Origin of the sequence: Streptomonospora nanhaiensis, assembly GCF_026642255.1 — a bacterium.
Lineage (GTDB): Bacteria > Actinomycetota > Actinomycetes > Streptosporangiales > Streptosporangiaceae > Nocardiopsis > Nocardiopsis tropica.
Genome location: NZ_CP113264.1, coordinates 2,248,098 through 2,273,490, shown reverse-complemented (window position 1 = coordinate 2,273,490; position 25,393 = coordinate 2,248,098). Strand labels below are relative to the sequence as shown.

The 25,393-nt window shown below is 74.2% G+C and carries 21 protein-coding genes; 7 read left to right on the top strand and 14 right to left on the bottom strand.

The genetic code is table 11. The features are described 5' to 3' along the window. Positions 1-27: 27 nt before the first annotated feature. The 5 genes from OUQ99_RS09945 to valS all read right to left on the bottom strand — a co-directional run bounded on the left by OUQ99_RS09945 (position 28) and on the right by valS (position 6,149). A complete protein-coding gene (locus OUQ99_RS09945; protein ID WP_267949137.1) occupies positions 28-822 on the bottom strand; it encodes an alpha/beta hydrolase in 795 nt (264 codons plus the stop codon). Positions 823-1,219: 397 nt separating this feature from the next. Continuing rightward, complete coding sequence (locus OUQ99_RS09940; protein ID WP_267949136.1) at positions 1,220-1,960, bottom strand: PIG-L deacetylase family protein; 741 nt, start codon at positions 1,958-1,960, stop codon at positions 1,220-1,222. Between the two features lie 54 nt (positions 1,961-2,014). Next, complete coding sequence (locus OUQ99_RS09935; RefSeq protein ID WP_267949135.1) at positions 2,015-2,872, bottom strand: DUF3710 domain-containing protein; 858 nt, start codon at positions 2,870-2,872, stop codon at positions 2,015-2,017. 57 nt (positions 2,873-2,929) lie between these two features. Continuing rightward, the gene (gene dut, locus OUQ99_RS09930) at positions 2,930-3,406 is read right to left on the bottom strand and encodes a dUTP diphosphatase (protein WP_267949134.1); all 477 of its coding nucleotides are present in this window, start codon (positions 3,404-3,406) and stop codon (positions 2,930-2,932) included. Between the two features lie 166 nt (positions 3,407-3,572). After that, a complete protein-coding gene (valS, locus tag OUQ99_RS09925) occupies positions 3,573-6,149 on the bottom strand; it encodes a valine--tRNA ligase (RefSeq protein WP_267949133.1) in 2,577 nt (858 codons plus the stop codon). A 188-nt stretch (positions 6,150-6,337) separates the two neighbouring features. Here valS and OUQ99_RS09920 point away from each other — a divergent pair, with 188 nt between their 5' ends. Next, a complete protein-coding gene (locus OUQ99_RS09920) occupies positions 6,338-6,616 on the top strand; it encodes a DUF4235 domain-containing protein (protein WP_267949132.1) in 279 nt (92 codons plus the stop codon). A 234-nt stretch (positions 6,617-6,850) separates the two neighbouring features. On the opposite strand, the gene OUQ99_RS09915 is transcribed toward OUQ99_RS09920, so the two are convergent. The 3 genes from OUQ99_RS09915 to OUQ99_RS09905 all read right to left on the bottom strand — a co-directional run bounded on the left by OUQ99_RS09915 (position 6,851) and on the right by OUQ99_RS09905 (position 9,603). Then, complete coding sequence (locus OUQ99_RS09915; RefSeq protein WP_087100666.1) at positions 6,851-7,147, bottom strand: DUF4193 domain-containing protein; 297 nt, start codon at positions 7,145-7,147, stop codon at positions 6,851-6,853. A gap of 555 nt (positions 7,148-7,702) precedes the next feature. Further along, positions 7,703-8,953, bottom strand: coding sequence for a sensor histidine kinase (locus OUQ99_RS09910; protein WP_267949131.1), 1,251 nt, complete (start codon positions 8,951-8,953; stop codon positions 7,703-7,705). After that, positions 8,950-9,603, bottom strand: coding sequence for a response regulator transcription factor (locus OUQ99_RS09905; RefSeq protein WP_267949130.1), 654 nt, complete (start codon positions 9,601-9,603; stop codon positions 8,950-8,952). Before OUQ99_RS09905 ends, OUQ99_RS09910 begins: the two co-directional genes overlap by 4 nt. Before the next feature lie 686 nt (positions 9,604-10,289). Between OUQ99_RS09905 and OUQ99_RS09900 the strand changes: the two genes are divergently transcribed. Continuing rightward, the gene (locus OUQ99_RS09900; protein ID WP_267949129.1) at positions 10,290-10,454 is read left to right on the top strand and encodes a hypothetical protein; all 165 of its coding nucleotides are present in this window, start codon (positions 10,290-10,292) and stop codon (positions 10,452-10,454) included. A 75-nt stretch (positions 10,455-10,529) separates the two neighbouring features. On the opposite strand, the gene OUQ99_RS09895 is transcribed toward OUQ99_RS09900, so the two are convergent. Next, the gene (locus tag OUQ99_RS09895) at positions 10,530-11,342 is read right to left on the bottom strand and encodes an inositol monophosphatase family protein (RefSeq protein WP_267949128.1); all 813 of its coding nucleotides are present in this window, start codon (positions 11,340-11,342) and stop codon (positions 10,530-10,532) included. 586 nt (positions 11,343-11,928) lie between these two features. On the opposite strand from OUQ99_RS09895, the gene OUQ99_RS09890 reads away from it, so the two are divergent. Further along, the gene (locus tag OUQ99_RS09890; RefSeq protein ID WP_267949127.1) at positions 11,929-12,111 is read left to right on the top strand and encodes a DUF397 domain-containing protein; all 183 of its coding nucleotides are present in this window, start codon (positions 11,929-11,931) and stop codon (positions 12,109-12,111) included. 233 nt (positions 12,112-12,344) lie between these two features. Here OUQ99_RS09890 and OUQ99_RS09885 read toward each other — a convergent pair whose 3' ends face one another. Continuing rightward, complete coding sequence (locus OUQ99_RS09885; protein ID WP_267949126.1) at positions 12,345-14,381, bottom strand: S9 family peptidase; 2,037 nt, start codon at positions 14,379-14,381, stop codon at positions 12,345-12,347. A gap of 268 nt (positions 14,382-14,649) precedes the next feature. Then, positions 14,650-15,663 (bottom strand): ferrochelatase, encoded by a 1,014-nt coding sequence (locus tag OUQ99_RS09880; protein ID WP_267949125.1) that lies wholly within the window; start codon positions 15,661-15,663, stop codon positions 14,650-14,652. A 148-nt stretch (positions 15,664-15,811) separates the two neighbouring features. On the opposite strand from OUQ99_RS09880, the gene OUQ99_RS09875 reads away from it, so the two are divergent. Beyond that, a complete protein-coding gene (locus OUQ99_RS09875; RefSeq protein ID WP_267949124.1) occupies positions 15,812-17,110 on the top strand; it encodes a D-arabinono-1,4-lactone oxidase in 1,299 nt (432 codons plus the stop codon). 124 nt (positions 17,111-17,234) lie between these two features. Here OUQ99_RS09875 and OUQ99_RS09870 read toward each other — a convergent pair whose 3' ends face one another. Then, positions 17,235-18,311, bottom strand: coding sequence for a hypothetical protein (locus OUQ99_RS09870; protein WP_267949123.1), 1,077 nt, complete (start codon positions 18,309-18,311; stop codon positions 17,235-17,237). Between the two features lie 568 nt (positions 18,312-18,879). On the opposite strand from OUQ99_RS09870, the gene sepH reads away from it, so the two are divergent. Next, positions 18,880-20,451, top strand: a complete 1,572-nt coding sequence (sepH, locus tag OUQ99_RS09865) for a septation protein SepH (RefSeq protein ID WP_267949122.1) — start codon at positions 18,880-18,882, stop codon at positions 20,449-20,451. Positions 20,452-20,592: 141 nt separating this feature from the next. Here sepH and OUQ99_RS09860 read toward each other — a convergent pair whose 3' ends face one another. Continuing rightward, a complete protein-coding gene (locus OUQ99_RS09860; RefSeq protein WP_267949121.1) occupies positions 20,593-22,092 on the bottom strand; it encodes a PH domain-containing protein in 1,500 nt (499 codons plus the stop codon). Between the two features lie 743 nt (positions 22,093-22,835). Then, positions 22,836-23,423 (bottom strand): PH domain-containing protein, encoded by a 588-nt coding sequence (locus OUQ99_RS09855; protein ID WP_267949120.1) that lies wholly within the window; start codon positions 23,421-23,423, stop codon positions 22,836-22,838. Between the two features lie 145 nt (positions 23,424-23,568). Between OUQ99_RS09855 and OUQ99_RS09850 the strand changes: the two genes are divergently transcribed. Together OUQ99_RS09850 and OUQ99_RS09845 are read left to right on the top strand one after the other, a co-directional pair. Further along, positions 23,569-24,543: an ATP-binding cassette domain-containing protein gene (locus OUQ99_RS09850; RefSeq protein WP_267949119.1), complete on the top strand. Its 975-nt coding sequence runs from the start codon at positions 23,569-23,571 to the stop codon at positions 24,541-24,543. Continuing rightward, positions 24,540-25,373, top strand: coding sequence for an ABC transporter permease (locus OUQ99_RS09845; protein WP_267949118.1), 834 nt, complete (start codon positions 24,540-24,542; stop codon positions 25,371-25,373). The genes OUQ99_RS09850 and OUQ99_RS09845 overlap by 4 nt, the downstream gene beginning before the upstream one ends. The last annotated feature ends 20 nt before the right edge of the window (positions 25,374-25,393 follow it).

The window sequence follows — 25,393 nt, the reverse complement described above, 5'->3', positions numbered from 1 at the left end:
GGCCGTCCGGGGGCCGGGCGCCCCGTGTCAGGCCTCCGGGGCCGCGTCGGGCGCCAGGAACGCGCCGGTGACCCCGGCCAGCTCCGCGCGTGCCCGCCCGTCCGACAGCGCGGCCTCGCCGTCCCCGTCCTGGGGGCCGTAGGAGCCGAACTGGGCGTGGTTCATCCCCTCCACCGACACCGTTTCCGCGGAACCGGGCAGGTGGCGGACGTTCTCCTCGAACTCCTCCGGGCTCGTGAGGGCGTCCCTTCCGCCCGCGACGGCCAGGACCCTCAGGTCGTCGCGGTCGGCCAGCCCCGCCGACTCGGTGGCGTAGGACGCCCACAGGATCAGCCCCTCCACCCCGGGCGCGGGGTCGCCGCCCGCGTAGGACGCGGCCATCGCCCCGCCCAGGGAGTGGCCGCCCACGTACCAGGTGTCCACGTCCGGGACGGCCGACACCGCGGAGTCGGCCCGGTTCACGTCGAACACGGCCATGTTGAGGCGCATCCGGGGGATGACGACGGTGGCGCCCGTGTCGGCGACCACCGGGGCCCACGAGGCGACGTAGGCCTCCGCCTCGACCCTGGCGCCGGGGTAGAACACGACGCCGGTGCCCGTGCCGTCCCGGGTCGGCGCGACGACCACCGCGTCCCCGGTGTTGCGCACCTGCACGGCGGGGTTCTCGACCGCCTCGGCCAGCGGCACGGGTTCGGCCCGGTACGGGGTGAGGGCCCACCCCAGGAAGGCGGCGCAGGCGGCCAGGAGCACGACCAGGAGCCCCGCGGCCACCCCCCACCAGCGGCGTCGCCGCCGGCGCCCGCCCCGTGCGTCCTCGGTCATGTCCGGTCCCTCGTTTCCGTCCGGCGCCCGGGAGGCCGGGCGGTGCGTGTCCGGCGGACACGCTCAGCCCTTTCTACCGGTGGCTTCCGCCGCACCGCGGGCGGGGCCGGTTCGGGGAGCGCCGTGTCGGCCCCGGTCGGGCGCCCGCGGCGCGTCCGCGTACCGGGACCGGCCGCAGGGGCGCGGACGGCACGGCGCGGGGGCCGCGGTCCCGGCCGACGGCGCAGCGGGCCGGCGCGAGGCGTCCGGCGGGTGCGGGGGTGGGGCGGCGTGGGCGGTGCGGGGCGTCGGGGCCTTCCGGTCCGGTGGCGGACGTCGCCGTCCGCACCGGTACCGGAGGCCCTCTTCGCCTGCGTCAGGCCGGGGTGGGTGTCACCGACCTCCGCGGTCGGTACGCCTAGACCTCGAACACCTCGAAGGCCGTGGCCAGCGGCACCCCCGCCCACGACCCGGCCCGGGCGGCGGCCTCGGGCAGGAACGACCTCTGGTCGAACCCGTCGAGGGCTGCCAGGTAGACGGCGTGCGCGTCCAGGGACGCCACCCCGGCGGCCAGGTCGGCCTCGCTCAGCTCCACGTAGTGCGCGGCCCGCGGCGACGCGCCGAAGGCCACGAAGCGCACACCCGGCCAGGGGGTGAGCCCCTCCTGCGCCAGGTCGGGGAACACCCACCGGTTGGCGGCGTCGCGGACCGCGTCCAGCAGGGCCGGGCCGAGGACCCGGTGGTCGGCGTGGTTGAAGCCCCCGCCTCCCGCGAACTGCTCGCGGAAGTTGATGGAGACGACCGCCTCCGGACGGTGGCGCCGGATCGCCGCCGCGAGGGCCCGCCTCAGGGGCAGCCCGTACTCCAGGGTGCCGTCGGGGAAGTCCAGGAACTCGACCGTGGCGGCCCCCACCGCGGCGGCGGAGGCGCGCTGCTCCGCCATGCGCACCGGCGCGCACTCCTCGGGGGCGAGGCCGTCGATGCCCGCCTCGCCCTTGGTCACCAGGAGCTCCACGACGTCCTTGCCCTGGCCGGTCCAGCGGGCGAGCGCGGACGAACTGCCGAACTCCAGGTCGTCGGGGTGGGCGACCACCGCGAGGACCCGGTCCCAGTCCTCGGGGAGCGGCCGGGGAGCGCTCTTCTCCGTCGTCTCTGTCATGGGGCACAGACTACGGAAGGGCGGCGCCCCCGGCACCTCTCCACGTGGCCGGGCTCAGGAGTCGCCGGAACCGCTCGGGGCGCCGCCGGGCGCGGCGGGCCCGGAGCCGTTCGGCGCGGCGCCGTTGGGCGAGCGCCCGGCGTTGCCGTGCTGGGCGGTCTGCTGGGCGGCGCGCGTCTTGGCCGCCTGCGCCATCTGCTCCTGGATCTGCTTGGGCACGGTGATCTGGAGCAGCTCGTTCGGCGGCACCGGCTGGTCGCCGCGCACCACGACGATGCCCGCGAAGAGCTGTTCGATCTCCGCCATCACCTCGGGCTTGGAGGCCCCCTCGCCTCGGATCACGCCGCGCAGCACCCAGCGCGGGCCGTCCACGCCGATGAAGCGCACCCGCTGGGCGAGCTGCTTGCCGTCCTCGGTCGTGCGTCCCTTGACGGGGACGAGCGCCTTGAGCTCGGGGCCGAAGGTGCCCTCGTGGTCCTCGACCTTCCCGCCCTGCTTGACGACCTGCTCGCGCAGCTCCTCGCGCATCTCGTCCCACAGCCCGGAGGACTTGGGGGCGGCGAAGGGCTGCACCTGGAGCGCGCTCTTGCCGCGTACCAGGGTCACCCCGATGATCTTCTGCTTGCCCGCGCTGTCCTGGGCGACGTTCACCTGGATCTCGGTGCCCTGCTCCATCGGCAGCCGGATGCTGCCCAGATCCATGCGTCCGGCCTCGGGCGCGTCCTCGGTGGAGTCCCACGGACCGGTGGTGCGGTAGCGGTCCGCGTCCTTGACGGGCTGGCCCCGGGACACCTCAGGCTCGACCTCGTTGCCGAAGGAGACGTCGCCGGCGGCCCCGCCCGTGGTGGGGCCGGCCTCCGATCCCGTTCTGCCGGTCTCATTGTCCCGCTTCTTGCGGCGGCGTCCAAACACGCCTTCACCTCTCCGATTCCGTTGGTCCCGGGATCGCACCGGGGTTGGTGGGAGCCGTCACCGCTGCGCGGCGTGGCCCCCCGTCGAACCGAAACCGCCCGTCCCCCGGTCCGACTCCGGAAGGGAGTCGGCCTCGACGAACACCGCGTGCTCCACCCGCTGGACGACCAGCTGCGCGATCCGGTCGCCCCGGGTCAGCTTCACGGGGGTCTCCCTGTCCGTGTTGAGCAGGATCACCTTGATCTCACCGCGGTATCCGGCGTCGATGGTGCCCGGCGCGTTGACCATGGTGACGCCGCTGCGCGCAGCGAGACCGGAGCGCGGGTGCACGAAGGCCGCGTACCCGTCCGGGAGGGCGATCGCCAGGCCGGTGGGAACGGTCGCGCGTTCGCCGGGGGCGAGGACGAGGTCGACCGCGGTGTGCAGGTCGGCCCCTCCGTCGCCGGGATGCGCGTACGCGGGCAGGGGGAGGCCGGGGTCCAGGCGGTGGACCGTGATCGGGATCCGGCCGCCTTCCGGGGCTGTGGTACTCACATCGGTCGAGCCTATCGCCCTCCGGGCTCTGCCCCGGTGTCCGGCGCCGCCGGTTCGCGCCGGGGATCCGGGCGCGACGGCGGGGCGGGACCGGTCCCCGGTCCCGCCCCGTGCGCCCTGGCGGCTGTGCTCCCGGCCGCCGGGAACGCTCCCCGCGGCCGCGGTCCTACTCCCCGGCGGCCTCGGGGAGCGTCACCTCGACGGTGAGGTCGGTGTCGTCGGTGTCCTGGAAGTCGATCCCGGCCGCGCGGCCCGCGGCGGCGATGTCACCGGTGGCCGCGCGGGCGGCCCCGACCCGCTTGCCGGAGACCCGCACGTGCTCGACCTCGGCGCGCATCGACAGCTTGGCCTCGGACTTGGCCTTGCGGATGGCGCGCAGGACCTCGGCCGTGGCGGCGAGGACCACCGGGTCGCCGTCGGCTGCCGCGGCGCGGTAGGAGGCGGCGTCCGGCCACGTCTGGGAGTGCACCGATCCCTCCTGCCACCAGCTCCAGACCTCTTCGGCGACGAAGGGGACGAAGGGCGCGAACAGCTTGTGCAGGGCGCCCAGCGCGACGAGGAGCGCGGCGCGCGCGGAGGCTCCCTCGGCGGACGAGGTGTCGTAGGCGCGGGTCTTGACGAGCTCCAGGTAGTCGTCGCAGAAGTCCCAGAAGAAGCGCTCGGTGCGCTCCAGGGCCCGTGTGTGGTCGTAGGCGGCGAACGCGGCGGTGGCGTCCTCCACGACGTCGGCGAGCGCGGCCAGCATCGCGCGGTCCAGCGGCTCGGTGACCTGGTCGGGGTCGGCCGTGGCGCCCTCGCCCGCGACGGACATGACGAACTTGCTGGCGTTGAGGATCTTGATGGACAGCCGTCGGCCGACCTTCATCTGGCCCTCGTCCATGGCGGTGTCGGTGCCCAGGCGGCCGCTCGCCGCCCAGTACCGGACCGCGTCGGAGCTGTACTTCTCCAGCAGCGCCAGGGGGGTGACGACGTTGCCCTTGGACTTGGACATCTTCTTGCGGTCCGGGTCCAGGATCCAGCCGGAGATGCCGGCGGTGCTCCAGGGCAGGGTGCCGTTCTCGAAGTTGGCGCGGACCACCGTGGCGAACAGCCAGGTGCGGATGATGTCCTGGCCCTGCGGGCGGTAGTCCATCGGGAAGACGCGCTCGAACAGGTCCTGGTCGCGTTCCCACCCGGAGGCGATCTGGGGGGATAGGGAGGAGGTGGCCCAGGTGTCCATGACGTCGGGGTCGCCCATGAAGCCGCCGGGCAGGCCGCGCCGGTCCTCGGTGTAGCCCGTGGGGACCTCGGAGCTGGGGTCGACCGGGAGCTGGTCCTCCGAGGGGAGGATCGGCTCGTCGTAGCGCGGGTTGCCGTCGGCGTCCAGCGGATACCAGACGGGGAAGGGGACGCCGAAGAAGCGCTGGCGGCTGACCAGCCAGTCGCCGTTGAGGCCGCCGACCCAGTTCTCGTAGCGGGCGCGCATGTGCTCGGGGTGCCAGGTGAGTTCGCGCCCGCGCGCGATCAGCTGCTCGCGCAGGTCCTCGTCCCGGCCGCCGTTGCGGATGTACCACTGGCGGGTGGTGACGATCTCGAGGGGCTTGTCGCCCTTCTCGTAGAACTTCACCGGGTGGGTGATGGGCTTGGGCTCGCCGATCAGGTCGCCGCTCGCGCGGAGCATCTCGACGGTGCGCTCGCGGGCCGTGTGGACGGTGGCGCCGACGAGCGCGTCGTAGGCCTCGCGGGCGGCGCCGGACTCCAGTCCCCGGGGCGGGTCGGCGATGAAGCGGCCGTCCCAGCCGATGACGGGGCGGGTCTCCAGCTGGAGCTCGCGCCACCAGGTGACGTCGGTGGTGTCGCCGAAGGTGCAGATCATCGCGATGCCGGACCCCTTCTCGGGGTCGGCGAGGCGGTGCGCCCGGACCGGGACCTCCACGCCGAAGACCGGCGTGCGCACGGTGGTGCCGAACAGGTCCTGGTAGCGCTCGTCGTCGGGGTGGGCGACCAGGGCGACGCAGGCGGCCAGGAGCTCGGGCCGGGTGGTCTCGATGTGGACCGCTGTGCCGTCGGGCCTGTGGAAGGCGACCTCGTGGTAGGCGCTGGGGCGCTCGCGGTCCTCCAGCTCGGCCTGGGCGACGGCGGTCCGGAAGGTGACGTCCCACAGGGTGGGCGCCTCGGACATGTAGGCCTCGCCCCGGGCCAGGTTGCGCAGGAAGGCGCGCTGGGCGGCGGCGCGCGAGTTGTCGTCGATGGTGGCGTAGGTGTGGCGCCAGTCGACGCTCAGCCCGAGCCGGCGCCAGATGGACTCGAAGACCTTCTCGTCCTCGGCGGTGAGCGTGTCGCACAGCTCGATGAAGTTGCGCCGGGAGACGGGGATCTGCCGCTTGGGGTCGGGCTTGGCCGGCGGCTCGAACTCCGGGTCGTAGGGGACCGACGGGTCGCAGCGGACGCCGTAGTAGTTCTGGACGCGGCGCTCGGTGGGCAGGCCGTTGTCGTCCCAGCCCATCGGGTAGAAGACGGCCTTGCCGTTCATCCGCTGGAAGCGCGCGACGGTGTCGGTGTGCGTGTACGAGAACACGTGGCCGATGTGCAGCGACCCCGAGACCGTGGGCGGCGGGGTGTCGATGGAGTAGACGTCCTCGCGGCTGCGGGTGCGGTCGAAGTGGTAGACGCCGGACTCATCCCATACGTCGACCCACTTCGCCTCGATACCGTCCAGCGAAGGCTTGTCGGGCATGCGGAAGGAATGAGAGCGGTTGGTCATGGGGCAATGGTAGTGCTCCGACGACCGTGATCGCTCCGGGTTTCCGGGCGTCACAGAGGGGCAAAAACACCCCCCCGGGGTATCCTGTCCGCAGGAGGTCGGCATGAAAGGATCTCCCCGTACGCACAGGAGGGCGGCGCGCCCGTCGCGCCCCCTCGTACACCCAACGGAAACGGTGGACGATTCACATGGCTAAGAAGGACGGCGGTGACGTCGGTCCCGCTCTCGCCGGGTTCGCGGCCGGGATCGCGGCGGAGTTCGTGATGCGCAAGGCCCTGAACTTCGCCTGGACCCGCGTGACCGGCGAGGAACCGCCCACGGACCTGGAGTCCCCCGACGTCAGCCTCGGCCGTGCCCTCAGCTGGGCCGTGATGGCCGGCGTGGGCGTGGAGGTGGCCCGGGTGCTGGCCGTACGGGCCGCCAGGGCGAAGCTGGTCGGCGCCGGCCCCAAGGAGCTGGAGCTCTGAGGCCCGGGCGCCCGGCGCCCCGTGACGGCGGCGGGCGGCCGACCGCACCACCCAGGTGTGTGGTCGGCCGTCCGCCGTCGTCCCCCCGGCCCCTCGCGTCCGGACGGGCGGGGAATGTCCGGGCGGTACGCGCGACGCGCCCCCGGTCAGGGACGCGTCGAGTCGCGGCGGGGTCCGCTCCCGACGGACCGGAGGTCGCACGGAGCGGGGCGGTTCAGCGTCCGTCCCGTCCGCTCAGGTGCACTCCTTGCAGACCAGCTGACCGGCGCGCTGTTCGGCGAGCTGGCTGCGGTGGTGCACAAGGAAGCAGCGCGAGCAGGTGAACTCGTCGGCCTGGCGCGGGAGCACGCGCACCGCGAGTTCCTCGCCCGACAGGTCGGCACCGGGCAGTTCCATGCCCTCCGCGACCTCGTCGGGGTCGACGTCGATCGTGCCGGTGCCCTTGTCCACGCGCCGCGCCTGCAGCTCCTGGAGGCTGTCCTCGTTGATGTCCTCGTCAGTCTTGCGCGGGCTGTCGTAGTCGGTGGCCATCTCTGCTAACTCCATCCCCCTCGTTCAGTGCCTCGTCGCGCGGGTGTAACGCTTGAGAGACCTTCGTTGTGCCCGGATCTGCCGATGAGTTTTCCCGATGTCGGTGAACCGTGTCCCCTCCCGGGCCACTGTCCACAGGTGAGCAGTAATTTCACGGGATCGTGACCGATGGCGGCCATGTGTGGCGGCTGCGCCAAGGATCGGCTCCCTGTGTACTACCCAACGTCGAGCGCCTCGTAGACCAGGAAAATCCGCTTCCGCCCATTCCGGACAAAGCGCAAAACACTCCCCCAGGGGCGGGCGAAAGCCAAGACATGCCCACGTCAGGAGGGATTCCCTCCGTGTCCACGCCCGGGGAAGCATACCCACCCGAGCGCGACGCTCGTGACACGGGTGGGCGTGTCTTCGGACACGTATAGATACCACGAAGTCCGGCCGAACGCAGCTCGGTCCCGGCCCCCGGCCCCGCCGGGGGCCTCTCCGCGCCGACGCACGGCGTCCGTGGCGGGCCCGGAGGAGCCGGGCCACGGGGGTTCGGCCGACCGCGGGCCCGGGTCAGCGCCGGTCGCCCGGGTCCCCGGAGGGCACGGGGAGGCACACGGTGACGACCAGGCCGCCGCCCGCCCGGGGCCAGGCGGTCACCACCCCCTCGTGGGCGCGCACCACGGAGCGGACGATGGACAGGCCCAGCCCGGCGCTGCGGCTGGAGCCGACCCGGTCGCCGGAGCCCCGGCGGAACGGCTCGAACAGCCCCTCGATCTCGTAGGCGGGGATCACCTTGCCGGAGTTCTCCACCTGGACGGCGGGCATCCCCTCGTACATGCCGCTGCGGACGGTGATCTCGCCCTCGGGGACGTTGTACTTGAGGGCGTTCTCCACCAGGTTGCCGACGAGCCGCTCCAGCAGGACGGGGTCGCCCACCACCGGGGCGGGACGCAGGTCCTGGCGCAGTGACAGGCCGGAACCGGACAGGTCGCCGTCGAGCTGGCTCAGCACCGTCCCGGCGACCTCTCCGAGGTCGACCCTGGCCCGGACCTCCAGCTCCCTGTCGCTCTTGGCGAGGAAGAGCAGGCCGTCGATGAGCCGTTCGTGGCGGGCGTTGGTCTCCAGGAGGGTCTGCCCCACGCTCTTCAGGTCGGACGAGACGTCCGGCGCGCTGAGCGCCACCTCCAGGAGGGTGCGGTTGATCGCCAGGGGCGTGCGCAGCTCGTGGGAGGCGTTGGCGACGAAGCGCCGCTGCCCGTCGAAGGCCCGGTCCAGGCGCTCCAGCATCCCGTCGAAGGTGTCCGCCAGCTCGCGGATCTCGTCGTCGGGACCGGACAGGGCGATCCGCTCGTGCAGGGACCGCTCCGACAGCCGGCGCGCGATGCGGGTGATCTTCTGCAGCGGCGACAGGGCCCGCCCCGCCACCGCGTACCCCAGGGCCACCGCGAGGAGCCCCACCAGGAACAGCGCCAGCAGTGAGAACCGCGTGACGTGGGTGAGGACCTCCTCGATGAGGTAGCTGTGGGCGAGCAGCTCCGAGGCGGACTCCTCCGCCAGGAGCGCGTTGAGCAGGACCGCCACGACCAGGTAGTTGACCAGGACGAGCACGGAGCCCGCGGCGAAGAACAGCATCCCGTAGATGAGGGTGAGCCGCGCGCGCAGGCTGATGTTGTCGGTGAAGTGGTGGACCCGCTCGGAGGCCGTGGAGCGCTCCGCGGCCCCGCCCCGGGGAGAGGTGGAGTGCAGTCGGCGCCACGTCCCGGTGTCGCCGGGGCCGGTGGGTTCCACCTGCCCGGGCTCGGGACGCTCCCCCGGTCTCACAACCGGTACCCCGCACCGGGCACTGTCTGGATGACGGGCGGGTCGCCGAGCTTCTTGCGCAGCGTCATGACGGTGACGCGGACGACGTTCGTGAAGGGGTCGGCGTTCTCGTCCCAGGCCTTCTCCAGCAGCCCCTCGGCGCTGACCACGGTCCCCTGGGCGCGCATGAGCACCTGGAGGACGGCGAACTCCTTGGGCGTGAGGGGGATCTCCCGGTCGTCGCGGTACACGCGGTGGTTGGCCGGGTCGAGGGTGATGCCGTGGCGCTCCAGGACCGGCGGGAGCGGCGGCGCGGAGCGGCGGCTGAGCGCGCGCACGCGGGCGATGAGCTCCGCGAAGGCGAAGGGCTTGGCCAGGTAGTCGTCGGCCCCGATGGTGAGGCCCTCGACCTTGTCCTGGACGCCGCCGGAGGCGGTGAGCATCAGGATGCGGCCGTTGTAGCTCTCGTTGACCAGGGTGCGGGCGACGTCGTCCCCGTGGGTGCCCGGGAGGTCCCGGTCCAGGACGACCACGTCGTAGTCGTTGACGGCCGTGTGCTCCAGGGCGGTGTCGCCGTCGTAGACCACGTCGACGGCCATGGCCTCGCGGCGCAGCCCGACCGCGACGGCGTCGGCCAGGACTCGTTCGTCTTCGACCACGAGTACGCGCACGTTGTTCCTCTGAAGCGTTGGTACCTGGAAGAAAAGGGGCCGCTGCCGGCGCATCCCCCAACACACCGGCAGCGGCGTTCTTGGTCCCGGCCGCGTCATCCGTTCTTTCACAGCCGGGGTAAGGAGACGGTAAACCCGTCGCGGCGGTTTCGCGAACCGGCCGCCCACCTCACCCCCGTGTGACCACGGGCGCTGGGCCGGGAGCTTCACAACTCCCCTTGGCGCACGGGGAGCCGCCGCCGACGAATCCCCCAACCGTCGGCAGCGACCCAACCCCGCACGTCTCGAATGTGTCAGATGAAGAATAAGGAACGAGTAAGCACAAGACCCCGGAGGGAAATGTGTCGTGGGACACCCTTGATCCGGACTTGACCGGGGGCCGGTCGGACGCCGGGCAGTGCCGGCTCCGCGTCCCCTCGGCCGGGCCCCCACCCGTCCCGGCAGCACGCCCCCGCCCGGGGACGGGTCACGGAAGGATCACGTGCGGGGGGCGGGGGTTTGACCTGGATCACAGTGCGGTACACGTAAGGGATGCGCGCGGACACCGGCCCGAGGGCCGGACCGCGACGCGTACGCGTGTCACAGGGTCGTGACCACTTCGATCGTGCGGACGCCCCCCGGCGTGCGCGAACGGATCCGCACCGGCGCACCAGCGTGCCCCGGTGCCTACCCCTGGAAGAGGTGCAATGGGCGAGTTCCTCGCGGAGATCACGGTTCGCATCAACGAGACCAACAGTTCCTTCAAGGCCGCGCAGGCCGCCGGAGACGACTTCCTCGCCGACACGCATGCGTCGGAACTGGAGGACCTGCACCGCATCGCGGCCCGCAACGGCCTCGACACCCGCGCCTAGGACGCCCGGGGCGGATGACGGCGTCGCGGCGCGGTGGGACGAGGAGCTCCCACCGCGCCCTTCGCGTGCCCGGGGTCAGCCGTCGGTGTCGGCGCCCAGCGGCGCCAGGAGCGCGTCGAGGGCGTCGTAGAGCTCCGGGCGCCCGGCGATGACGAGGTCGTTGCCGGGCGGCCCGCCCCCCGGGCCGCCCACGCGGATCCCCGCCTCGCTGGCCACCAGGCCCGGCGCGGACCAGTCCCAGGCGTGGAGCCCGCGCTCGTAGTAGGCGTTGCAGCGACCGGTGGCGAGGCCGGTCAGGTCCACCGCGGCCGAGCCTCCGCGCCGGATGTCGCGGATGTGCGGGACGACCTCCAGGAGGACCTTCGCCTGCTGGATACGCCGCTCGGCGAAGTAGCCGAAACCGGTGGCGACCAGCGCGAGCTCCAGGGGGACCGCGGGCGGGGCCTGGAGGGGCTCGCCGTTGCGGCGGGAGCCGCCGCCCAGGACCGCCTCGAACATCTCCCCCCGCGCGGGCACGTTGACCGCGGAGGCGACCACCACGCCGTCGACCTCGGCGGCCACGGCCACGCCCCAGTCGGGGCTTCCGTACAGGTAGTTGACGGTGCCGTCGATGGGGTCGACGATCCAGCGCACCCCGCTGGTTCCCTCCTCGCCGCCGCCCTCCTCCCCCAGGACGGCGTCGTCCGGGCGGACGGCGAGCAGGCGCGCCCGGATGAGGTCCTCGGTGGCGCGGTCCATCCTGGTGACGACGTCGGTGGGGCTGGACTTGGTGTCGAGCACGGTGATGCCCGCCTGGCCCCCGGCGGCGAGGTCGCCCGCCTCCGCCGCCACTCTCACGGCGAGGTCGCGCAGGCTCTCCCGGTCGGGTGCGGCGTGGGTGGTACTCACTGGTGGTTCTCCCCGTCGTGGCATGGCCCCGTGCCGGCCCCGCCCGGACGCGGGGCCGCCGGGTGCCCGGTACGCATGCTGGTGCGCGGGGCCGGGAGCGCTACCGACGCCCCTGAAGGCCCCGCAACCGCACCCTATGCCCGTCGGCCGGGGCGGCGGCTCGGATCGGCGGGACCGCTGCGGCGGGGCCCCGGGGGGACGGCCCTTCCCCGGGGGCCGGCGGCCGGCGCGGAGCGCCCGGTACCGCGTACCGTGCGGCGCGCCCGGCCGCGTTCCGTCCTCGGAGCGCATCACCCCGCCCGGATCGGGCACTGTCCGTTCCGGGGAGGCGTGAGAGCGAACGCGGGAGGAACCCATCCGGTGCCCGGTCCCGGCACCGCCCTCCCGGGCGCACCGCGAGCGGGCCGTGAACGGTCACGGACGCACGGCGAGAAGCCGGCGCGGGCCCCGGTCCGCGCCCCCTCGCCGCACGGCGGGCGTCCGGAACCGCTCCGGACCCGTCCGGCGGCGTGGACCGACCCTCCGGAAGTCCGCGGGCGCCCTTCCTCCGGACCTCTGGACACTCCGAGGAGAAAGAGGCAGCCTCATGCATCACCAGCAGCAGACCCCGCGGACATGGCACAAGGCCGGTCACAGCCAGGGCGCCACGAACTGCGTCGAGGTGTCCGAGGGCGCGACCGCGGCCGTACGCGACACACGGAACCGGGACAGGGGGTACCTGGAGTTCCCCAACCGCGAGTGGGCCGCGCTCCTCGCGACGGTCGTCTGACGGCCTCCCGCTCCGCCCCCGGAGGGTTCCCGGGGGCGGAGCGGTGCGGTGGGACGCGGGGCAGCGGCCCCGCCCCCACCGCGCCGCGGCCGGGGAGTGTTCTCCGGAGGGCTCCCCGGCCGACGGGCGGCCTCCCGCGCGGCGGGTTCGGCGTCCGGCCCGGCCGTGCGCCAGGGGCGCGGGGGCGCGGGGGCGCGGCGGGAGGAGGACCGGCAGGGGCGGGGAGGACCCGCCTACAGCAGGTCGGGCCTGGCCCACTCCTTGCCGTGGACGTGGTGGTCGAGGAAGGCGAAGACGGTCTTGTACCAGATCTGGGCGTTCCCCGGCGTGAGGATCCAGTGGTTCTCGTCCGGGAAGTACAGGAACTTGGCGTCCACCTCGTGCAGCAGCAGGTCGCGCCACAGGCGCAGCCCCTCGGAGATGGGCACCCGGTAGTCCTTGTCGCCGTGGATGACGAGCATCGGCGTGCGGATGTCCGCCGCGTGCAGGTGCGGCGAGTTCAGGGTGTAGCGCTCCGGCCGCGCCAGCGGGGTGCCGAACTCCCGCTCCCACACCGGCGGGTAGTCGGTGGTGCCGTTGAAGCCGTCCAGGCCCCAGAGGGAGGCGTGCGAGACGATCGCCTTGAACCTGTCGGTGTGCCCGGCGATCCAGTTGGCCATGTAGCCGCCGAAGGAGCCGCCCATCATGGCCGTGCGCTCGGCGTCGATGTCCTCGCGGGCCACTGCGGCGTCCGTGGCGGACATGACGTCGGCGTACGTGCGCGGTCCCCACTTGCCCCAGGCCCGGCGGAGCATGTGCTGCCCGTAGCCGGTGGACAGCGCCGGGTCGGGCAGCAGGACCGCGTAGCCGCGGGCGGCGAGCAGCCACGGGTTCCAGCGCCAGGACCAGCCGTTGAAGCTCATGTACGGGCCGCCGTGCACCCACAGCATGAGCGGTGCGGGCGACTCCGCGGACGCCTCCTCCGGCAGGACGAGCCAGGACCGGATCCGGGTGCCGTCGTCCGCCGTGGCCTCGACCTCGGTCAGGGTGCCGGGCATCGTCAGCGCGGAGCCGGGCGTGCGCAGGTACGCGGGCTCCCCGTCCTCGGTGTCCGAGGACAGGCGCACGGGGGCCGGCGGGGCGTCCCAGGCGTCGCGCAGCGCGTACACGTACCGGCCGTCGGGGGAGGGGTTGAGGCCGCTGTAGGCGCCGTGGTCGCCGGTGATCCGGGTGAGCGATCCGGTGGCCGTGTCGACGCGGAAGACCGGGCGGCGGCCGTTCTCGTCGGCGACGACGAACACGGCGCCGGAGTCGGCGGACCAGGCGAGCTCGCGCGGCCACATCTCGTGTGCGGGGAGCAGGTCGCGGCCCTCGCCGGTCGCCAGGTCGACCAGCCACGCGGTCTCGTCGCGCGGCTCGCCGTCGTACGCGCCCTCGTGGCTGCGGACGAGGAGGACGCTGCGCCCGTCCGGGGAGACCTGCGGGCGGCCGAAGTCGAACTCGGGGTCGGTGGCGATCGTGCGCCGCTCGCCGGTGGCGGTGTCGACGGCGACGACCTCGGTGCGGTGGGCGCCCCCGGCGGCGGGGACCCGCCACTCGGTGACGAGGACCGCGCCGTCGGGCGTGAGGGAGCCGCCCGCGCCCAGGAGCGCCATACCCGCGTCCGGGGTGAGGTCGCGGGGCTCGCCGAGCCGGGCGTCGTCGTCGGCCGGCGGCTCGGCGACGAAGTAGCGGGGGTGGTCGGGGCCGACGTCGCTGTCCCAGTGGCGGACGGGGAGCGCCTCGTGCAGGATGGCGCTGACGCCGGCCTCCTCGCGGGCCTTGCGGGCCTCCCTGTCCCCCTCCTCGTCCTCGCTGCGCGGGAGGACGTCGGAGGTGAAGGCGACCAGGCCTGAGTCGCGGGCGACGGTGAAGGAGCCGACGCCGCCGGGCCGGGAGGCGACCTGGCGGGCCTCGCCGCCCCCGGCGGGCAGGAGCCACAGGGCGGAGGCCGCCTTGTCCTCGGGCCCGGCCTCGGGGTCGGGTCTGCCGGTGGTGAAGAGCACCGAGCCGTCGGGCAGGAAGCCGACGCCGCTCTCGCCCTTGGCGGAGCGGGTGAGGCGTCGGGGAGCGCTCCCGCCCTCGGCCTCGGGGTTGACGTCGATCTCCCACAGGGCGCTGCGGAAGGACTTGGCGTCGGGGGCGATGCCGCTGACGGGTGCGACCAGACGGGTTCCGTCCGGCGAGAGGCGCAGGCCGTTGACGCGGCGAAGTCGGACGTACTCCGGCAGCTCATACCAGGAACGAACCAAGACACATACTCCTGAACGTCGACTCGTGATCCGGTGAGACCCTATCGGGCGGGTCCTGGGCGGCCACTGGCGCCGTCGACTCGGGAGAGGGGCGGTGTCAGCAGCGTTTACCCAACCTACCGGCGCGCCCCCGGCCGCGTCCGGGGCCGGCGCCCGGGGCCCGGGGCCGACGCGCGGCAGGACCGTCGCGGGGCGGGCCGGGGCCCGGCCCCGCGGGCCGTCCGGGGGCGGAGGCCCGGCGCTCCGCCCCGTCCCGGCGCGGAGCAGTTCAGCAGTCGCAGCCGGCGCAGCGCGGGAGGGCGCCCAGCTTCCGGGGTTCCTTCCCGCCGGTGTACTCGCGGACCAGGTCGGTCACCATGGAGACGAACGCGGGGTGCGTGCCCGGGCTGAGCGCGCGCTCGTAGCCGATGCCCAGCTTCTGCGCGGTCTCGCGCGCCTCGACGTCGAGGTCGAACTTGACCTCCATGTGGTCGGAGACGAACCCGTGCGGGACGACGACCACGGCGGGCACGCCCTCGGCGGCGAGCTCCTCCATGCGGTCGTTGACGTCCGGCTCCAGCCAGGGCTGGCTCGGCGGGCCGCTGCGGCTCTGGTAGACGACCTCGAACGGGTACTCGCGGTCGAGGCGGTCCACCACCAGGCGGGCCACCTCGGCGAGCTGCGCCCCGTAGGCGCCCGCGGGGCCGAACCCCTGCCCCGGACCTCCGCTCTCCTGCGCCATCGCCATGGGGATGGAGTGCGCGGAGAAGAGCAGGCGGGCGCCCCGGCGCTGGTCCTCGGGGAGGGCGTCCAGGGACGCGAGGGTGTGCTCCACCAGCGGCTCGACGAACCCGGGGTGGTCGTAGAAGGGACGGATCAGGTCGACCTCGGGGGCGTCCTCCCCCAGTGCGGCGCGGGCGCGGGCGATGTCCTCCTCGTAGGCCGTGCGGCTCGACCAGTTGCAGTACGCGGAGGTGGGCAGGGCCAGCACCCGGCGCACGCCGTCGTCGCGCATCGCGGCGAGGGTGTCGGTGAGCATCGGCGCCCAGAACCGGTTGCCCCAGTAGACGGGCAGGTCGATCCCGTTGGCGGAGAAGTCGTCGGTGATCGCGGCGATCAGGTCCCGGCACTGCTGGTTGATCGGGCTCACGCCCCCGAACAGGAAGTAGTGCTCTCCGACCTCGGCCAGCCGCTCGCGGGGGATGTTGCGTCCGCGGGTGACGTTCTCCAGGAAGGGGATGACCTCGTCCTCGCCCTCCGGGCCACCGAAGGAGATCAGCAGAAACGCGTCGTAAGGCCTCATGGACCTTATGAAACCAGCTCTCCGGGACCTCCTCGCGCGACCCCCCGGATCAGCGCCCTGTGGTCTTGGCCTCCCCTCCCCCGGCGGGCGGAGCACCCGGCGGAGGACCCCCCTGGCGGCAGAAGTGACCAGTGGGTAATGTCGCCGCATGACAGATGTGTCGTGGCACACATGGGCGGACACCTACCAGGCGCGCCCGAGGCGCACGGCGGCTCCCGGGGACACCGCGGCGGTGGCCGCCGCGGTCCTCTCGGCCGCCGACGAGGGCCTGAGGGTCCGCATGGTCGGTTCGGGCCACTCCTTCACCGACGTGGCGGTCACCGACGGCCTCCTCCTCTCCCCCACCTCGTTGGCCGCGGTGCGCTCGGTCGACCCGGAGGCGGGCACCGCCACGGTCGAGGCGGGCCTTCCCCTGTGCGACTTCAACGACGTGCTGGCCGAGCACGGCGTCGCCCTGGCCAACATGGGCGACATCGCCGTGCAGACCATGGCCGGAGCGGTGCAGACCGGCACCCACGGGACCGGCCGGGACTCGGGCGGCCTGGCCTCCCAGGTGGTCGGGCTGGAGATGGTGCTCGCCGACGGCTCCGTGGTCGAGTGCTCCCCGGACCGCGACCCCGGGCTGTTCCACTCCGCCCGGGTGGGGCTGGGCGCGTTCGGCGTGGTCACCGCGCTGACGATGGCGGTGCGCCCGGCCTTCCTGCTGTACGCGAGGGAGGAGCCGATGCCGTTGGACGAGGTGCTGGAGAGGCTTCCCGAGCTGCGTGCGGGCAACGAGCACTTCGAGTTCTTCTGGTTCCCGCACACCGGCAACACCAACACCAAGCGCAACAACACCGCGGACGGGCCGGCACGGCCGCTGTCCGGCTTCCGGACGTGGCTGGACGACGACTTCCTGTCCAACACGGTCTTCGAGAGGGTCAACCGCGTGTGCCGGCGCCACCCCCGGCTCGTGCCCGCCGTGAACCGGATCAGCTCGCGGGCGCTGTCGGCCCGCAGGTACACCGACACGTCGCACAAGGTGTTCGCGTCCGTGCGCGACGTGCGGTTCGTCGAGATGGAGTACGCGATCCCCGCCGAGCACCTGGTGGACGTGCTGCGCGAGGCCCGCAGGATCGTGGACCGGGGCGACCACCGGGTGAGCTTCCCGGTGGAGGTGCGGTTCGCGCCGGCCGACGACGTGTGGCTGTCGACCGCCTACGGGCGCGACACGGCGTACGTCGCGGTGCACGTGTACAAGGGCACCCCCCACGAGGCGTACTTCGCCGACATGGAGGCCGTGTTCACGTCGGTGGGCGGGCGCCCGCACTGGGGCAAGATGCACACGCGCGACCGGTCCTACCTGGAGAAGGTCTACCCGCGCCTGGGCGAGGCCCTGGCGGTGCGCGACCGCGTGGACCCGGGGCGCCGGTTCGGCAACGACTACCTGGAGCGGGTCCTCGGCTGAGGCACCGGGGACGCGGTGCGGGCCCCGGGGCCCGGCTCCCTCCCGCCCGGGGCACGCGTCGCCGCACACGGGCGGCGGGGCCCCGTGCGGGGTCCCGCCGCCGTCGTCCTGTGCCGGGGGCCCGTCAGCCCGCGGGGGGCGCGGGGGCGGGCGCCGGGGCGGGGGCCCCGCCCCCCTGTCCTCCGCCGTCGCCGGTCCCGGGGTCGGGCTGCTGCGTACCCGGGTCCTGGGGTTCCTGCTCCTCGACCGGCGGGTCCGTGGGCTCGGTGGTCCCACCGGTGCCGCCGTCGCCGCCCGTCCCGCCGCCACCGGTGCCGTCCTCGGGCTCCTCGGTCGCGGGGGCGTCCGGCTCGGGCGTCGTCCCGGTCGTTCCCGTCCCCGGCTCCCGGTCGGTGGTCCAGGGCTCGTCCTCGGTGGTCTCCCCGGTCCCGGGGTCGTCCTCCTGCGCCGGGGCGCCCGAGCTGGAACCGCCGAACAGGGTGGGCGAGGTGGGCTCCTCGCCGCCTTGCGTCCAGGCGGTCAGCGACCGTCCCGTGAACAGCTCGAACAGCAGGATCACGAGCATCACCAGAGCGAACACCGCGGCGGCCGGGACCACCACGGAGCGCCAGCCGCGCCGCGGACGGAGGCCGCCCCCCTCCCGCTCCCCGGAACCGCCGCGGCCCCGGCCCCCGGTGTCCGCCGCGGGCAGCAGGGCGGTCCCGTCCGGGACGCCGGCCCGGTTCGCGGGGTCCCCGGGGCCGCCGAAGGCGGCGGTCCCGTCGTCGGTCGCCCCCAGTGCGGGCATGGCCATCGTGCGGGTGGCGTCGAAGTCGCGGGGCGCTCCGTCGGGAGGGCCCGCCTCGGAGACCTCCCTGAGCAGGCCCGACTCGGAGATCTCCTCCGGGAAGGGGGCCACGGGCGCCCCGGGCGCCACGGGTCCGGCCTCGGTGTGGCCGACCGCCTTCCCCGCCAGCTGCCTGGCCTGTTCGCCGCTGCGGGAGAACCAGTGCTGGAGGAGGGGGCTGACCAGGGTGCTGAGCGTGGCCATGACGGCGGCGCCGACGACCGTGCCGTACACGTTGAGGTACGAGGCCGCGGTCGCGGCGGCGAGCGTGGCGGCGCCGGCGCCCGCGACCTGGGAGACGCTCAGTTCGATCCGCTTCTTCTTCCCGGTGCCCTCCTCCGCCTCGTTGTCGTCGTCGTGTCCGGTCCGACCCATCCGGTCGCCCCTCCTTCGTCGGCCGCGCGGGGCGCGACGGGAACTCGTACTGGCGGGATGCGCGTGTGGTGGGGCATACAGCCCCACAGTCACCAAACATCACATTTCGCTCATAGATGGATAACTCACCCTAAGGGGCCCCGGGTTCCGATAACGCCAAGACATAAGAAGCATCACTCTCCGGCATAGGTCGGCGTGTCGGTTTGCCGAAGAGGGGCTTCGTCCGATCGGACCCCGGGCCGAGATCGGAGTTTTTCCCATACCTGGGGTGATTCAGGGGCCCCGGGATACCATCACCGCGGAGCCTTCGCACGGGATCGGCGACATTCCCCCCGATCGCTCCCGGTCGCCGAAGGCTCAGCGTGCCAAGATTGGCAGCGGAAGCGACCGTGAGTGCCCCGGCACCCGGGGCGGCTCCCACCGTGGTCAGTGCCACGGAACGGGAGGCGGGCACAGTTCGGACATGCCGGGCGCGGTACTGGCCGAACCGCTGTCGGCCGACCAGACTTGGAGAACGCGGGGACCGGGTCGCGGGACCTACCCTCGACGGGACGCGAAAGGGAGGGCGATGCACGAGCTTCGCCTCGTGGCCGTGAGCGAGGACGGCACCTACCTGGTGCTCGCCAGCGCCGGCCGTGGAACCCGTTTCACGCTGCCCGTCGACGACCGTCTCCGCGCCGCAGTCCGCGGCCAGTTCTCCCGGCTCGGCCAGTACGAGATCGAAGTGGAGAATCCGTTGCGCCCCAAGGAAATCCAGGCCCGCATCCGGTCCGGCGAGACCGCGGAGGCCATCTCCGAGATCTCCGGCATACCGATCGAACGGGTCCGCTGGTTCGAGGGCCCCGTCCTCCAGGAACGCGAGTACATCGCCCAGCAGGCCCAGCGCGCGACCGTGCGGGCGCACGGCGACGCCGGACCGGGCCCCTCCCTGGGCGACCTGGTCGCCAAGCGGATCGGCGCGCACCAGCTGGAGACCGGCGACGCCGTGTGGGACTCGTGGAAGCGCGAGGACCGCTCGTGGCAGCTCAAGCTCGTCTTCCTGCACGGCAGCGAGGAGCGCGTCGCCCACTGGCTGTACGAGCCCAGACACAACAGCGTGGTGCCCGCGGACGAGGAGGCCGCGCGGTTCTCCTCCCCGGAGCCGGACGCGCCGTCCGCCCCCGGCGCGAACGTGACGCCCTTCGCACCGCGCCGGAGCGAGGCCCCCGCGCACATGCCCCGGATGGACGCGCAGTCGGCGGCGGAGCGGCGCCCCGACCACGCCCCGGCCCGCCGGGCGCCCCGGGAGGAACCCCTCGACGATCCGCTGCCCCCCGTCCGGGCGGCCCGGCCCGAGACCGACCGGTTCGGCGACCCCGTCCGCGACGAGCGCCGGCGCCGGTTCGAGGTGCCCGGCTCGGAGCAGGCCGGTCACCGCCGTCCCGGTCAGCGTGCGGACGGCCGCGACGGGGACGCCGACCCGGACCGCGACCCCCGCCGCGAGCCGCGGTACAGGTCGGAGGAGCACCGCCCCGCCGAGTTCCGCCCGTCCGACGCACACCCCGCCGACAGGCTCCGCGAGGAGGAGCGCCGCCACTCGGAGTACCGTGCCCCCGGCGAGCGCCAGGGCGAGCGCCGCCCCACGGGCCGCCTGCCCACCGAACGCGTCCGAGAGTGGGACGACCGGGCGGAGCGCCCGGGCGGGACGCGCCCCGAGCACCCCTTCGGGGGGCCGCGCGCCGAACCCGGGCCCCGTGCCCCCGAGCCCGACCGGCGCCCCGCGCCCGAGCCGTCGGCGCCCGCGGCGTACGCGGACCACGGCGCGGAGGAGCGGCCCCCGCGCCCCGAGCGCCGCACGGCCCCCGAGTGGCCGCCGGAGGGCCGTCCGGCACGCGCCGCCGAACCCGACACCGCACCGCCGGCGGCCGATCCCCCGGCCCAGCCGCGGCCCGCCGCGCGGCGCCGCCGGGCCACCATGGACCTCAACGACACCGGGACCCCCCGCCGCGCCGCCGACCAGGCGCCCGCGAGCCCCGCGGCCGTGCCGGCGGTCGCCAACGGGAGCAACGACCGCGCCGCGGCCAAGCGCAAGGGCCGCGGCCGACGCGCATCGGTCCCCTCGTGGGACGAGATCATGTTCGGGTCCAAGAAGGACGAGTAGGCGCGTTGACGGCGCCGGGGGCGGCCACACCCCCGGCCCGCCTCGGCGGAGGGCGACCGGAGCCGCACGGCACGGTCGCCCTCCGGCGTTCCCGGCCGCCCCGGCGCGGGGGACCGGGCCGCCCGCCGGCGCGGAGCGGGTTCAGCCCTTGTGCCCCGGCGCGCCGGGATCCTCCAGGAACGGTCGCACCATCTCCGGGGTGACCTGCGCCGCGAAGGCCACCGACTCACCGATCGAGGCGTCCTGGACGGTGTAGCCCCCCGCGCCCGCCCCCACGGTGACCTGGAGGTCGGCCAGGGAGGGTCCCCGCTGGAAGAGGGTCTGCCTCCAGGTCCAGCCGATCACCGCCGAGCGCTCCACCGTCGCCTGGCTCCGGCTCAGCGAACCGGAGCGGACGCTCACCCGCTCGCCGTCGTACCCGTGGCCGAGGGCCCGGTAGCGGTCCACGCCCAGGGGGATCCCCAGCACGGCGAGCACGGCGCCCGCCACCGCGAGCCACTCCGCCCCCAGGGCCGCGGCGACCACCGCCACCAGGGCGAACGGTCCGACGGCCCGCGTGAGCCGCCGGAACAGGGCAGCACGCGGATGGCGCTTCAGGGTGCCCCCGAAGAGGGCCAGCGCCCGGCCGACCACGTCCTCGACCACGGGGCGGGGCCCGGTCGGGAGCAGCACGGCGCGGTTGGCGGCGTCGCCCAGGCCGGTGACGATGGCGCGCAGGCGCACGGCGCCGCGCGTGCGTTCGAGGGGGGTGTCCAGGAGCTCGTGGCCGCGGATGCGGCGCCTCTCCAGCGTGACGCTGCGCCGGGTGAACAGCCCGCGCTCGGCGACCAGGGAGCCGTCGCGCCCGCGGAGCGAGAAACCCCAGTGCGTGAGGGCGTAGGAGACCACGGCGAACACCGGCATCAGCAGCACCAGCACACCCGCGAAGACCAGGGCCGCCACCAGGAGGAAGCCCCGGTCCGACGAGGTGACCCAGTCCACGACGAAGTCGTTGGCCAGCTCTCCCGCCGTCTGCTGGACCGTACCGAAGAGGGTGGCCAGGACCGCGAAGGGGGTGAGCAGGTACCCCAGGCTGAGCGCCCCGTACAGGTACCAGGAGCGCGGCATGGCGAAGTACGTGACGGTGTCGTCCTCCGGGACCGGCGGAGCCTGCGCCTCCCCCCGCGCCGCCTCCCCCGCCTCCGGGGCCCCGCCGCCAGGGGCCGCCCGGGGCCCGGTCTCCTGCCCGGTGAGGACGGCCTTGCGGTGCAGCAGGACGCGGCGCAGGCGCTCGGCCTCGTCCGCCGCCACCGCGTCCAGCTTGCCGTCCTCGGTCGCGGCGGCCGATCCGGCCGCGGCCTCGATGCGCACCACGGCGACACCGAGGAGACGGTGCAGCAGCGTGCTGGTGACGTCGACGCCGCGGACGCGTTCGAGGGGGATCGTGCGCCGGGAGCGCCTGATCAGCCCCTTGCGGATCTCCAGCCGGTCCTCGCCGACCTCGTAGCGGGTGGTCCTCCAGGTGACGAAGCCGCCGACGAGCAGCGCCACGACGGTGGCGCCCGTGGCGCCCAGCACCCAGGCGTTGAACCCGCCCAGCACCAGTCCCGCGGCGATCGGCACCAGGAGGCCCTTGAGCTGGTTGATGGGGCCCACGACCATGCTCCGGGGGCTGATCCGGCGCGCCCGCTCCGGCGCGAGGAAGGGCGCCGCGTCCCGGGCCCGTCCGCCGGGCGCGGCCCCGGCCTCCGGCCCCTCCGCCGGCGCGGGCCCCCACCAGGCGCGCGGAGCCGCCCCGTGCGGGGGCCCGGAGTGCGGCGGGGCGCCGTACGGGGGCACGTCGCCGGGCGCGCCCGGGTGGGGCGCGGGGCCGTGCCACGGGACGCCCCCGGGAGGAGCGCCGTACGGCGGAGGGCCCTGGGGCGGGGCGTCGTGGGGCGGGGCTCCGTACGTAGTGGCCGTGCGGGGAGGCTCCGGAGCGGGAGCCGGCTGCCCGTGCCCCGGCACGGCGCCGGGGCCGGTCCGGGACCGGTCGTCCCACCCCTGCGGCGGACCCCCCGCGCCCTGGGCCGATGTGCCGTACACCGCCGGCGGGCCGGCCGGAACCGCGCCCCCCGCCGCGCGCCCCGGGTCCCGGGGCGCGGGCGTGCTCCCCGGGGCGACCCAGCCCCCGGCCGGGGCCGACCCCTCGGGCGGGGGCGCCGGGTGCGGCTCCGGCCCGGGACCGCCGTGCGCGGGTACGCCCTCCCCGGGTAGAACGCGTGCCGCGCCGTCCCCTTCCGCGGGCCGCGCGCCGTGGCCCCCCTGCGGGCCGCGGCCGGTCCCGTCCGGGACGCCGCGCGCCCCGGACCCGTACCGTTCCCCGTGCTGTTCGGCGCGACCGCCGTCCTCCTGCTCCGTGCCCATCAGGTCGCGTCGTCCCTCAGCGCTCCGGCGCGCACCGCGAGGTCCTCGCTCAGGCGGCGCGCCTGCCCGGCGTCCAGCCCCTCGATCGTGGACGAACCCGCGTAGGAGGCGGTCTGCACCTCCAGCGTGGCAACGTCGAACACGCGCTCCAGCCACCCCTGCGTGTGGTCGACGGTCTGCAGCCTGTTGACGGGCACCAGCTGCCAGGTGCGGCTGATCCAGCCCACCCGCGTGTAGATGATGTCCCCGGCCACCTCCCAGCGGTGCACCCTGTACCGCCAGGACGGCACGATCGCCACCTTGAGCAGCGCGTACACCCCGTAGGCGAGAGGGAGCAGCCACGCGTTGTCCTGCACGCTGAACGGGATCCAGGCCCAGCCGAGCGACGAGGCGCCCCAGGCGACAGCGCTGAGCAGGACGAGGGTGAACACCGACCCGAACAGGATCCTCAGGGTCCACACCCCGATCGCCCTGCTGCTCACGCGGCTCTGCGGGGGCCGCAGCCGCGCGGCCTCCCCGTCCCCTGGTTCGGGGCCGCCCCGGGGCCGGTCCGGGTCGGGAATGGCGTCGTACGGCGGGGTGTTCATCACCTGCACGAGTTTAGGCCCTCCGTGTCCGAAGGCCCCTCCCCGCGGGCCTCCCCGCACGGCCGCCCCGGGGCGCGGGAACTCTGTCAGCGTTCTGTCAGCCCGGCTCGTCACACTGGTGGACGAACGTTGAAACGGAGGAACGATGACTGACGCCATCCGCGCGGAGGGCCTGGTCAAGCAGTTCAAGGGCAAACGCGCCCTGGACGGTGTCGACCTGACGGCCAGGACGGGGGCCGTGCTCGGCGTCCTGGGGCCCAACGGGTCCGGCAAGACCACGATGGTGCGCATCCTGGCGACCCTGCTCAGACCCGACGGCGGGTACGCCGAGGTCGGCGGCTTCGACGTGGTCCGCCAACCGCACGAGGTCCGCCGGCTCATCGGCCTGACGGGCCAGTACGCGGCCGTGGACGCCGATCTGACCGGCACCCAGAACCTGCTCCTCATCGCGCGCCTGCTGGGCTTCGGCGGGGCCGACGCCCGGGCCCGCGCCGCGGAGCTGCTCGAGCGCTTCGAGCTCACCGACGCCGCGGACCGCCCCGCCAAGACCTACTCGGGCGGCATGCGACGACGGCTCGACCTGGCCGCGAGCCTGGTCGGCCGCCCGGCCCTGCTGTACCTGGACGAGCCCACGACCGGGCTGGACCCGCACAGCCGCAACGGCCTGTGGGACGTCGTGCGCGGGCTGGTGGACGACGGCGTGACCGTCCTGCTCACCACCCAGTACCTGGAGGAGGCCGACCAGCTGGCCGACGACCTCATGGTGCTCGACCACGGGCGGATGATCAGCAGGGGGACCCCGGAGGAGCTCAAGAGCCGGGCCGGGAACCAGGTGCTCGAACTGCGCACGGTGGACCCCGGGCAGATCTCCCTGGCGACGAGGATCATCGAGGCGGTCACCAGCACGCCCGTCGTCTCCGACGGGCTGCTCGCCAGCGTCCCGGTCACCAGTTCGGGCGTCCTGCCCGAGGTGGTGCGCCGCCTGGACGAGCAGGGCGTGGCGGTCGCCGAGCTGTCGCTGCGCAAGCCGAGCCTGGACGAGGTGTTCCTCGCCCTGACCGGGCACACCGCCGAAGAGGAGACCGCGGACGCGTCCGCGGACGAGGGGGCCAGAGCATGAGTACCGTGACGACCCGGACCCGGGCCGCGGAGCCCGGGGGCGCCCCGGCGATCCCGGCGAGGATCACGCCGCTGGGCACGATCCGGAACGGCCTCCAGCTGGCCTGGCGCAGTGTCCTGAAGATCAAGGCCAACCCCGAGGAGGTCTTGGGGCTGATACTGCAGCCGGTCATGTTCGTGACCCTGTTCGTCTTCGTCTTCGGGCAGGCGATGATGGGCGACTGGCAGGCCTACCGCGACTTCCTGATGCCCGGCATCATCGCGCAGTCGGTCATCTTCGCGACGCTGGGCACGGGCTTCTCACTGAGCCAGGACGTGGAGAAGGGCATCTTCGACCGGTTCCGGTCGCTGCCCATCGCCCGGTCGGCCCCGCTCACCGGCGCAATCCTCGGCGACCTGGCCCGGTACACGATCACCGTGGTGATGGTGCTCCTGGTCGGCATGCTCATCGGCTTCCGCCCCGAGGGCGGCGTGGTCGGCGTGGTCGTGGCGGCCGGCCTGGTGCTGCTGTTCGCGTTCGCGCTGTGCTGGATGTCGGCCTTCGTCGGCATGATCGTGCGCACGCCGATGGCCGTGCAGGCGTTCGGGATGATCCTCATGTTCCCGCTGACCTTCAGCAGCTCGGCGTTCGTCGCCCCGGCGGACATGCCCAGCTGGCTGCAGGCGGTCGCCGCGAACAACCCGGTCACCCACGTCGTCGACGCCATGCGGGCCCTGATGCTCGGCACGGGCGACGCCACGGGCCCGGTCCTGTGGACGGTGGCGTGGTCCGCGATCTTCACCGCGGTCTTCTTCCCGCTCGCCGTGTGGGCGTACCGCCGCCGCACCTGAGCGGCGTCCCGTCGCGCCGC

Bases quoted from the DNA above. Each gene is read 5' to 3' on its own strand.
- OUQ99_RS09945 (WP_267949137.1), bottom strand. From the start codon at position 822: ATGACCGAGGACGCACGGGGCGGGCGCCGGCGGCGACGCCGCTGGTGG.
- OUQ99_RS09940 (WP_267949136.1), bottom strand. From the start codon at position 1,960: ATGACAGAGACGACGGAGAAGAGCGCTCCCCGGCCGCTCCCCGAGGAC.
- valS (WP_267949133.1), bottom strand. From the start codon at position 6,149: ATGACCAACCGCTCTCATTCCTTCCGCATGCCCGACAAGCCTTCGCTG.
- OUQ99_RS09920 (WP_267949132.1), top strand. From the start codon at position 6,338: ATGGCTAAGAAGGACGGCGGTGACGTCGGTCCCGCTCTCGCCGGGTTC.
- OUQ99_RS09915 (WP_087100666.1), bottom strand. From the start codon at position 7,147: ATGGCCACCGACTACGACAGCCCGCGCAAGACTGACGAGGACATCAAC.
- OUQ99_RS09900 (WP_267949129.1), top strand. From the start codon at position 10,290: ATGGGCGAGTTCCTCGCGGAGATCACGGTTCGCATCAACGAGACCAAC.
- OUQ99_RS09890 (WP_267949127.1), top strand. From the start codon at position 11,929: ATGCATCACCAGCAGCAGACCCCGCGGACATGGCACAAGGCCGGTCAC.
- OUQ99_RS09880 (WP_267949125.1), bottom strand. From the start codon at position 15,663: ATGAGGCCTTACGACGCGTTTCTGCTGATCTCCTTCGGTGGCCCGGAG.
- OUQ99_RS09875 (WP_267949124.1), top strand. From the start codon at position 15,812: ATGACAGATGTGTCGTGGCACACATGGGCGGACACCTACCAGGCGCGC.
- OUQ99_RS09870 (WP_267949123.1), bottom strand. From the start codon at position 18,311: ATGGGTCGGACCGGACACGACGACGACAACGAGGCGGAGGAGGGCACC.
- sepH (WP_267949122.1), top strand. From the start codon at position 18,880: ATGCACGAGCTTCGCCTCGTGGCCGTGAGCGAGGACGGCACCTACCTG.
- OUQ99_RS09860 (WP_267949121.1), bottom strand. From the start codon at position 22,092: ATGGTCGTGGGCCCCATCAACCAGCTCAAGGGCCTCCTGGTGCCGATC.
- OUQ99_RS09855 (WP_267949120.1), bottom strand. From the start codon at position 23,423: ATGAACACCCCGCCGTACGACGCCATTCCCGACCCGGACCGGCCCCGG.
- OUQ99_RS09850 (WP_267949119.1), top strand. From the start codon at position 23,569: ATGACTGACGCCATCCGCGCGGAGGGCCTGGTCAAGCAGTTCAAGGGC.
- OUQ99_RS09845 (WP_267949118.1), top strand. From the start codon at position 24,540: ATGAGTACCGTGACGACCCGGACCCGGGCCGCGGAGCCCGGGGGCGCC.